The sequence below is a fragment of the Aliivibrio sp. SR45-2 genome (assembly GCF_963890165.1).
GTDB classification, from domain to species: domain Bacteria; phylum Pseudomonadota; class Gammaproteobacteria; order Enterobacterales; family Vibrionaceae; genus Aliivibrio; species Aliivibrio salmonicida.
Map to the genome: position 1 here is coordinate 1 of NZ_CAWPRC010000089.1, position 620 is coordinate 620.

Annotated in this window: 1 protein-coding gene; it reads right to left on the reverse strand. The window is 49.5% G+C overall.

Annotated features, from left to right (window positions below):
- Positions 1 to 620 (reverse strand): hypothetical protein (locus AACV33_RS04280; protein WP_182700745.1); only part of this gene is annotated, 620 nt, incomplete at both ends.

The following is a 620-nucleotide window of genomic DNA, read 5'->3' on the forward strand; positions in this document are numbered from 1 at the left end:
GACGGCGTTAAGTACACCGAGCCAGTGGTGATTGGTTCACCGAGGTTACCGTGAGTATCACTGAATCCTTGAATCGTATAAGTCCATTCCATATCCGTTTCAGATGAAGTTGGAATTTCCACCTCGCCTACCCAAACCGCGGTGTCTTCACCAGACTTCCACGTCACATCACTTGTGCCTAACTTCGCCGTCGCATTATCTACGGCAACAGAGAAAGTCGCTGTAACTCCAATTTTATCGCCTGCTTTACCCGATGTCGGGTTTGATACCGCTGATATTAACGTTGGCTTCGCTGTCGAAAGTGTCGCCGTCTCGGTAACCGCTTCAGCAGCAATACCGTGTTGATTTGAGCCCGTTGCTTTTACGGTGATCGTACCATCACTCCAACTGCTTAAATTAACGCCTGCCGCTGTCCAAGTGCCGTCACTGCCCACCGTTGCCGTTACTGTTGGGAGCGACGAGCTATCTTTTGAATTGCTGAATGCAACCGTGATCTCTTTACCTGCGTCAAAACGTGTTGTTGTGCCGCTAATAATAAGATTGGCCGCGTCAGTCTCGTTAATCACTCCGCCAGTAATTGGAGTAATCGTGATTGACGGGGTTAAGTACACGGCACCACT